General features: G+C 69.3%; 10 protein-coding genes. 6 read left to right on the forward strand and 4 right to left on the reverse strand.

From position 1 onward, the window contains the following. Nucleotides 1-59: 59 nt before the first annotated feature. A complete protein-coding gene (locus ACFWRT_RS34865) occupies nucleotides 60-311 on the forward strand; it encodes a chaplin family protein (RefSeq protein ID WP_380954934.1) in 252 nt (83 codons plus the stop codon). 183 nt (nucleotides 312-494) lie between these two features. Here ACFWRT_RS34865 and ACFWRT_RS34870 read toward each other — a convergent pair whose 3' ends face one another. Then, nucleotides 495-1,286, reverse strand: a complete 792-nt coding sequence (locus ACFWRT_RS34870) for a hypothetical protein (RefSeq protein WP_380954935.1) — start codon at nucleotides 1,284-1,286, stop codon at nucleotides 495-497. Nucleotides 1,287-1,548: 262 nt separating this feature from the next. Here ACFWRT_RS34870 and ACFWRT_RS34875 point away from each other — a divergent pair, with 262 nt between their 5' ends. The 4 genes from ACFWRT_RS34875 (at nucleotide 1,549) to ACFWRT_RS34890 (ending at nucleotide 4,922) form a co-directional block, all read left to right on the forward strand. Continuing rightward, complete coding sequence (locus tag ACFWRT_RS34875; protein ID WP_317822280.1) at nucleotides 1,549-2,346, forward strand: ABC transporter ATP-binding protein; 798 nt, start codon at nucleotides 1,549-1,551, stop codon at nucleotides 2,344-2,346. Nucleotides 2,347-2,504: 158 nt separating this feature from the next. Then, complete coding sequence (locus tag ACFWRT_RS34880; protein WP_380954937.1) at nucleotides 2,505-2,933, forward strand: NfeD family protein; 429 nt, start codon at nucleotides 2,505-2,507, stop codon at nucleotides 2,931-2,933. A 99-nt stretch (nucleotides 2,934-3,032) separates the two neighbouring features. Continuing rightward, complete coding sequence (locus ACFWRT_RS34885; RefSeq protein ID WP_380954939.1) at nucleotides 3,033-4,070, forward strand: SPFH domain-containing protein; 1,038 nt, start codon at nucleotides 3,033-3,035, stop codon at nucleotides 4,068-4,070. A 78-nt stretch (nucleotides 4,071-4,148) separates the two neighbouring features. Further along, entirely contained in the window at nucleotides 4,149-4,922 is a 774-nt protein-coding gene (locus ACFWRT_RS34890) for a sulfite exporter TauE/SafE family protein (RefSeq protein ID WP_380954941.1), read from the forward strand. Nucleotides 4,923-5,009: 87 nt separating this feature from the next. Here the strand turns inward: ACFWRT_RS34890 and ACFWRT_RS34895 are convergent, their stop codons facing one another. The 3 genes from ACFWRT_RS34895 to ACFWRT_RS34905 form a co-directional block, all read right to left on the reverse strand. Beyond that, nucleotides 5,010-5,522: an HNH endonuclease gene (locus tag ACFWRT_RS34895; protein ID WP_380954942.1), complete on the reverse strand. Its 513-nt coding sequence runs from the start codon at nucleotides 5,520-5,522 to the stop codon at nucleotides 5,010-5,012. Between the two features lie 137 nt (nucleotides 5,523-5,659). Beyond that, a complete protein-coding gene (locus ACFWRT_RS34900; protein WP_380954943.1) occupies nucleotides 5,660-6,196 on the reverse strand; it encodes a YbhB/YbcL family Raf kinase inhibitor-like protein in 537 nt (178 codons plus the stop codon). 85 nt (nucleotides 6,197-6,281) lie between these two features. Next, nucleotides 6,282-7,064, reverse strand: a complete 783-nt coding sequence (locus ACFWRT_RS34905) for a sporulation protein (protein WP_380954945.1) — start codon at nucleotides 7,062-7,064, stop codon at nucleotides 6,282-6,284. Nucleotides 7,065-7,151: 87 nt separating this feature from the next. Here ACFWRT_RS34905 and ACFWRT_RS34910 point away from each other — a divergent pair, with 87 nt between their 5' ends. Further along, a complete protein-coding gene (locus tag ACFWRT_RS34910; protein ID WP_380954946.1) occupies nucleotides 7,152-7,796 on the forward strand; it encodes a DNA-3-methyladenine glycosylase in 645 nt (214 codons plus the stop codon). The last annotated feature ends 489 nt before the right edge of the window (nucleotides 7,797-8,285 follow it).

Raw genomic sequence — 8,285 nt, forward strand, 5'->3', positions numbered from 1 at the left:
CGGCGTTCTCCAGGGCACGCTGCGGCGGCTTGCCGCAGCCTCTCCAGGAGGATCCTGAAGTGAAGAACCTGAAGAAGGCCGCCGCCGTCACCATGATTGCCGGATGGCCCATCGCCGCCGGCGCCGGCGCGGCCTCCGCGACCGGCCACAGCGGCGCCGACGCCCACGGCGCGGCCGTCGGCTCCCCGGGCGTCGCCAGCGGCAACCTGGCCCAGGTCCCGGTCCACGTCCCGGTGAACGTGGTCGGCAACACGGTCAACGTGATCGGCCTGCTCAACCCGGCCTTCGGCAACCTCGGCCTGAACCACTGACATCCCCCGGCCCGCCCCCACCCTCCTTGGGGGCGGCCCCACTCCAGCCCGTCCGCCTCCTCTCAGCCCGTCCGGCGTTTGAGGACGGACCCCTCGCGCCGGGGACCCCGCACAAGAACAGGCCCCCCGCCCAGGGGCCCCACCCCCAGCCCGTCCGGCGCTTGAGGACAAAGGCCCGCGGGCCTACCGCCGAACCTCCCCGCCCTCCACATACGCGTTGTAGGCCGCCACCAACGCCCGCCGAGCCACCCGCTCCACCGGCCGCAACGCCGCCCCCCGAGCCGCGATCTCCGAAGCGCTCACCGCACCCCCGTGCCCCGACCCGTAGGCCACCGAGACCAGCAGCCCCACCCGCTGCGCCAGCTCCAGCACCCGCACCGCCCGCGGTGGATACCCCGGCGCCAGCACATCGCGCCCCCGGCCCCCCTCCGCCCGCGCCCGGTACGCGTCCACCGCCGCCTCCGCCACCGGACCCGAACCGGCCACATCCAGCCGGGCCAGCGCCGCCGTCGCATCCCGCAACGCCTCCGCCAGCTCCCGCTCCGCCTCGCTCAGCGACGGCACGTCCGCCGGCGGCGCCTCCCGCACCGGCAGCACCCGCCACACCACCTCGACGTGCAGATCCCCCTCAGGACCCACCTCGCCGACCTCCGGCACCAGCCCGTACGGCACCCCGTACGCGATCACCGCCTCCTCCGCCTCCAGCGCCCGCGCGTTGAAGTCGGGCGGACCGGACAAGCCCAGCGGATGCCCCGGCGCCGGCAGCGCGACCCGGAAACCCGTCGCCCCCAGCGCCCGCAGCCGCCCGAGCGCCAGCGTGAGCCCGACCGGCCCCGCCTCACCCGGCAGCCCCTCGACGCGGTGCACCGCGTCCTCCCCGACAATCGCGAGAGCCGCGTCGTCCGGCGAGACAAGTCCCGCCAGAAGCGCGTTCCCCCAGGCGGCCAACAACCCTGAACGTGGTTCCACAAGCATGGAGACAGCCTAGAGAACGAACCGGCAACGGACCGGAGACGGAACCCTCGAGCGAACCGACAACGGACCGGAGACAGAACCCGCGAGCGGACCGGAGACGGACCGGTGACGCACCGGTGACGCACCGGAGACGGACCGGGACCGGACCGGGACCCGGACCTCACGGCCGGACCACTCGCGCGGTGGCGTAGGTTTTCTCCTGGGACTGTGCCCACCGGCACGCGACGATCTCGACGAGACTGCATGGGGAGACAACGCGCTCATGAGCGATGTACTGGAGCTGGTGGACGTATCCGTGGTCCGCGACGGACGCGCTCTGGTGGACGACGTCTCCTGGTCGGTCAAGGAGGGGGAGCGCTGGGTCATCCTCGGCCCCAACGGCGCCGGCAAGACGACGCTCCTCAACCTCGCGTCCAGCTACCTCTTCCCGAGCAAGGGAACGGCCACCGTCCTCGGCGAGCAGTTGGGCGGCGTCGGCACCGACGTCTTCGAGCTCCGCCCCCGGATCGGCATGGCGGGCGTGGCGATGGCCGACAAGCTGCCCAAGAAGCAGACGGTGCTGCAGACCGTGCTCACCGCCGCCTACGGCATGACCGCCACCTGGCACGAGAACTACGAGGCCGTCGACGAGGAGCGCGCCCGCGCCTTCCTGGACCGCCTCGGCATGACCGAGTACCTGGACCGCAAGTTCGGCACGCTCTCCGAAGGAGAGCGCAAGCGCACGCTGATCGCCCGCGCGATGATGACCGACCCCGAGCTGCTGCTCCTCGACGAGCCCGCCGCCGGACTCGACCTCGGCGGCCGCGAGGACCTGGTCCGCCGCCTCGGCCGCCTCGCCCGCGACCCGTACGCCCCCTCCATGATCATGGTCACCCACCATGTCGAGGAGATCGCGCCCGGCTTCACCCACGTCCTGATGATCCGCCAGGGCAAGATCCTGGCCGCCGGACCCATGGAGACCGAGCTCAGCTCCCGTAACCTCTCGCTCTGCTTCGGCCTGCCGCTGATCGTCGAGCACACCGGCGACCGCTACACCGCCCATGGCCTGCCCCTCTCCTGACCGACCCGAGGCCACCCCTGGTGCGATCCCCGGGGCGATCCGCGGGGCGATCTGCGGGGCGATCCGCGGAACAAGCCCTGCGGCGCGTACCGCAGTTGACGGCAGTTGACCACCCCTGCGCCCTGTCGGTGACGCACCGACAGTCCTACGATGACCATGTGGACATCGACGCGTGGGTGTGGTGGCTGATCGTCGCGGCGGGACTGGGCATCCCTCTCGTCCTGACCGCGATGCCTGAACTGGGAATGTTCGCCGTCGGGGCGCTGGCCGCCTCGGTCGTCGCCGCGCTCGGCGGCGGCATCGTGGCCCAGGTACTGGTCTTCGTCGGGGTGTCGGTGGCGCTGCTCGTCGTCGTCCGCCCGATCGCCGCCAGACACCGGACCGGGCAGACCGGGCACGCCAGTGGTATCGACGCCCTGAAGGGCCGTCAGGCGGTCGTGCTGGAACGGGTCAGCGGCGCCGGCGGCCGTATCAAGCTCGCCGGCGAGGTCTGGTCGGCCCGCTCACTGGACGAGGAACAGGTCCACGAACCCGGCAGCCAGGTCGATGTCGTGGACATCGACGGAGCGACGGCCGTCGTCATGTGAGCGAACCGCGCACGAGGCGGGCGCAGTTCTGCGAGACTCGAAGTCGATCATGTCGATCATCATGAGATCCGCCGGCAACCGAAGGGCACGAGAGACACGATGCAACCGATCATCATCGTCCTGATCATTCTGGTGGTGCTCGTCTTCATCGCCCTGATCAAGACGATCCAGGTCATCCCGCAGGCCAGCGCCGCCATCGTGGAGCGCTTCGGCCGCTACACGCGCACCCTGAACGCGGGCCTGAACATCGTCGTCCCGTTCATCGACTCGATCCGCAACCGGATCGACCTCCGTGAACAGGTGGTGCCCTTCCCGCCGCAGCCGGTGATCACCCAGGACAACCTGGTCGTCAACATCGACACCGTCATCTACTACCAGGTGACCGACGCCCGCGCCGCGACCTACGAGGTCGCCAGCTACATCCAGGCGATCGAACAGCTCACCGTCACCACCCTCCGCAACATCATCGGAGGCATGGACCTGGAGCGCACCCTCACCTCCCGCGAGGAGATCAACGCGGCGCTGCGCGGCGTCCTCGACGAGGCGACCGGCAAGTGGGGCATCCGCGTCAACCGCGTCGAGCTCAAGGCCATCGAACCGCCCACCTCCATCCAGGACTCGATGGAGAAGCAGATGCGCGCCGACCGCGACAAGCGCGCCGCGATCCTCACCGCCGAAGGCATCCGGCAGTCCCAGATCCTCACCGCCGAAGGTGAGAAGCAGTCCGCGATCCTGCGTGCCGAGGGTGAGTCGAAGGCGGCCGCCCTCCGGGCTGAGGGTGAGGCCCAGGCCGTACGCACGGTCTTCGAGGCCATCCACGCGGGCGACCCGGACCAGAAGCTGCTCTCGTACCAGTACCTCCAGATGCTCCCGAAGATCGCCGAGGGCGACGCCAACAAGCTCTGGATCGTGCCCAGCGAGATCGGCGACGCCCTCAAGGGCCTCAGCGGAGCCTTCGGCAACCTCGGCGGCGGGGCTCCCGGCTTCAACACCGGCGGCAACGGAGGCAACGGCGGTAATGGAGGCAACGGCGGAAACGAGGGCAACAGCGGCACCGGCGGCAACGGCGGCGGTGCCGGCGTGATCAACCCCCGTGGCACCGCCGTCGAACGCCGCGAAGAACCCCCGGTCTACTGACGCACCACCACCTTCGGGCATGATCAGTGAGGCCCCTCGACCTTCATGGCGGGGAGGCATCACTGACCATCGAAGGAGATGGCCTTGTCCATCTGGGAAATACTCGCCGTCTTCGCGGCGGGAGTCGGTGCGGGCACGATCAACACGATCGTCGGCTCAGGCACCCTGATCACCTTCCCCGTCCTGCTCGCCACCGGCCTCCCGCCGGTCACCGCCACCGTCTCCAACGCGCTCGGCCTGATCCCCGGCTCCATCAGCGGAGCCATCGGCTACCGCAAGGAACTGGCCGGCCAGCGCCGCCGCATCCTGAAACTCTCCGTCGGAGCCGCCATCGGCGGCCTCACCGGCGCCACGCTCCTCCTCGCGCTGCCCTCCACGGCGTTCGAGACGATCGTCCCGATCCTGGTCGCCCTGGCCCTCGTCCTGGTGATCCTGCAACCACGCATCAGCAAAGCCGTCCAGCGCCGCCGTGAACGCACCGGCACCCCGGCCCGCCCCGACGGCGGCCCGCTCCTGTTCAGCGGCCTCACGCTCGCCAGCGTCTACGGCGGCTACTTCACGGCCGCCCAGGGGATCATCTACCTCTCCCTGATGGGGATGCTGGTCGACGACACCCTCCAGCGCCTCAACGCCGTCAAGAACGTCCTGGCCGCCGTGGTCAACACCATCGCCGCGCTGTTCTTCCTCTTCGTCGCGGACTTCGACTGGACGGCGGTCGTGCTGATCGCCGTCGGCTCGGCCATCGGCGGCCAGATAGGCGCCAAGGTCGGCCGCCGCCTCAGCCCCGTACTCCTGCGCGCCCTGATCGTCGTGGTCGGCTCCGCGGCCATCGTCCAACTGCTGCTCCGCTGACACACGTGGGCCCGCCCCCTCACAGGGACGGGCCCACTGCCACAGCATCAGCCGTACGTCATCTACGTCATGATCTACGTCATGGCTCTACGCGGCCGCGGCACCCCGGTCCAGCCACTGAGGCAGCCCCGCCCGGTCACCGGCCCCCATCGCCAGCAGCATCGCCTCGGCGGGGGAGGGGACGAACGGCTGCTTCAGCAGCGGCATCTCCGCCTGCTCCGGCGTGCGGGCCGCCTTGCGGTGGTTGTCCTCGGCGCAGGAGGCCACCGTGTTCAGCCAGGTGTCCTGCCCGCCCTGGGCCCGCGGCACGACGTGGTCGACGGTGGACGCCCGCTTCCCGCAGTACGCGCACCGGTGCTGGTCCCGGATCAGCACACCCCTCCTCGACCACGGCGCCTGTCTTCGGAACGGCACCCGTACGTACCGGCAGAGCCTGATCACCCGGGGCGCCGGAATGTCCACGGCGGCACCACGCATACGGAGCTCGGGATGCGACTGCTCGACGACGGCCTTGTCCGTCAGGATCAGGACCACCGCACGGTTGAGCGTCACTGTCGACAGCGGCTCGAAGCTCGCGTTGAGAACCAGCGTGTCACGCATCCTGCCCACCTCCCGTGTGCCGCCCGCCCCCTGGCAGGCCCGGATCAACTCTGGCTGGGCAGGCCGCGATGGACAACGCAATAAAAATGCCCTGCTCTGATCTCTCCAAGACCAGAGCAGGGCAAACAACAGGCGAACTAATCGGCGGCGGGAGCCTCGTACTCACCGATCAGCTGAGCACGCCCCAGGGTGTGGAACCGGAGGTTGAACCCGACCACGGCGGGCGAGGAGTCGCTGTCGATCCCGAGCTTCTCGGTATCCACCGCGTACACGGTGAACACATAGCGGTGGTTCTCCCCGGCGGGCGGCGCGGCGCCGCCGAACTCCTTCGCCCCGTAGTCGTTACGGGCCTGGACGGCCCCCTCGGGCAGCCCCTCGAACGCACCGCTGCCCGCACCGGCCGGCAGCTCGGTCACGGAGACCGGGATGTCGAAGACCACCCAGTGCCAGAACCCGCTCCCCGTCGGGGCGTCCGGGTCGAAGCACGTCACGGCGAAGCTCTTGGCCTCGGCCGGGAAACCCTCCCACCGCAGGTGCGGCGAGGTGTTCCCGGACGCAAGCACCTGGGCATCGGCCAGCACCGCACCGGGCGCGAGATCCTTGCTCGTCACGGTGAACGCGTGCACCTCCGGATGGAAGTCGTGCGGCAGCGGGGCCCTCTTCGGCTCGGTCACGTCTCGTACCTCTCCTGATCGGCGTCGGGCTTGTCTTCAACGGGTTTCCCCACCTGAAGGATCTACCCCATCCGACCTTAGGGCTCTACAGCCAGTTGCGCTGTCCGCCGACCTGGGCGAGCCACTGGTTGAGGTAGGCCGCCCAGTCGGTCTGCTGGAAGTCGTGGAGACCGACCTTGAACGCGCGGTAGGAGTCGCTGCCCTCGCTGAACAGCCCCGGCTTCTTGTCCATCTCCAGGATCACGTCCATCTCGCGGTCGTCCGCGACGAAGGTGAGCTCGACCTGGTGCAGCCCGCGGTACTGCTGCGGCGGTACGAACTCGATCTCCTGGTAGAACGGCAGCCGCTGACGCGACCCGCGGATGTGACCGCGCTCCATGTCCGCGCTGCGGAACTGGAAGCCGAGTTGCCCGAAGGCGTCCAGAATGGCCTGCTGCGCCGGCAGCGGGTGCACATTGATCGGGTCCAGGTCACCGGAGTCCAGCGCCCGGGCGATCTCCAGCTCGGTGGTTACGCCGATGTCCATGCCGCGCAGGTGCTGACCGGCGAACATCGTGACCGGCGTCTCCCACGGGATCTCCAGACCGAACGGCACCACGTGCACCGCGCCGGCCTGCACCTCGAAGGCACCACCGAGCCGCACCTTGGCGAACTCGATGTTCTGCTTCGTCTCCTGGTCACCGCTCTCGACCTCGACCCGCGCCTGCAGGCCGACGGAGAGCCCCTCGATCTGCTGAGCCACGGACCCGCCCTGGACCCGCACCTCCCCCTGCACGACCCCACCGGGGACGACGTTCACCTCGGTGAGCTCGGTCTCCACCGAGGCACCACCGGCACCCATGCTCGCGAGCAGCCGCTTGAAGCCCATGTTCACTCCTTCTTGGTCCTGACCCCTACATACGCGCCATGACCGTAGCCGGTTCCCGCGCTCACCTCCCCAGTACCCTCGGACGGCATGACCAAGGGCTCCGACCGCACACCGCTCACCCGCGACTTCTTCGACCGCTCCGTCCTGGACGTCGCCCCGGACCTCCTGGGCCGCACCCTCGTCCGCCACAGCGACGAGGGCACGATCGAGGTACGTCTCACCGAGGTGGAGGCGTACGCCGGCGAGGTCGACCCCGGCTCGCACGCCTTCCGGGGCCGCACGGCCCGCAACAGCGTGATGTTCGGCCCGCCCGGTCATACGTACGTCTACTTCACGTACGGGATGTGGCACTGCCTCAACCTGGTCTGCGGCCCGGAAGACCACGCGAGCGGGGTCCTGCTCCGGGCCGGCGAGATCAACGTGGGCGCCGGCCTGGCCCGCGTACGACGGGTCTCGGCCCGCAATGACAAGGAACTGGCCAAAGGCCCGGCCCGCCTCGCCACCGCCCTCGACGTCGACCGGACGCTGAACGGCAGCGACCTCTTCGCCGGCCCCACCCCCGCACTGTCCGTACTCCACGGCACCCCGCCCCCGCGTGACCAGGTACGCAGCGGCCCCCGCACCGGGGTGGGCGGCGACGGGGCACACCAGCCCTGGCGCTTCTGGATCGAGAGCGACCCCACGGTGAGCCCGTACCGCGCGCACGCTCCCCGTCGCCGCCGGGCGAAGTGACGGACCATGAGCGACTTGACGGGCCCTGGGCGGACGCCTAATGTAGTCCGAGCCACTTGACACGGGTACAGCTGTCGGAACAGTCCATCGGACCGGTCCGGGCAGCCCGAAGAGGCCAAACCACTACCTACGACTCACCCTGGCGGGTGCGAATTCGGCGTGCCCGTAATTCGCTCGACAGGCTCGATTATGAGCTGCCAAGGGAATGGGCTAACGTAGCGGACACGCCGAAAGGCAAGGCCACTCCACAGGCCACCGGAAATCGAAATTCGGACCGGAAACGGAACGAAAAAGAGTCTGGTAAAGTTGGAACCGCCGGAAAGGGAAAACGCGAAAGCGAAGACCCTGGAAAGCGAAAAGCAGCAAAACCGCTTGACCCGCTTCGACCGGGAATTCGGACACGAAAGAGTCTGATAGAGTCGGAAACGCAGGACAGCAAGACAAAGAAACACGAAGGGAAGCGCCCGGAGGGCCCCGGTGAAACGGGAC

It is taken from the genome of Streptomyces cyaneofuscatus, from assembly GCF_042718795.1.
GTDB classification, from domain to species: Bacteria; Actinomycetota; Actinomycetes; order Streptomycetales; family Streptomycetaceae; genus Streptomyces; species Streptomyces cyaneofuscatus_A.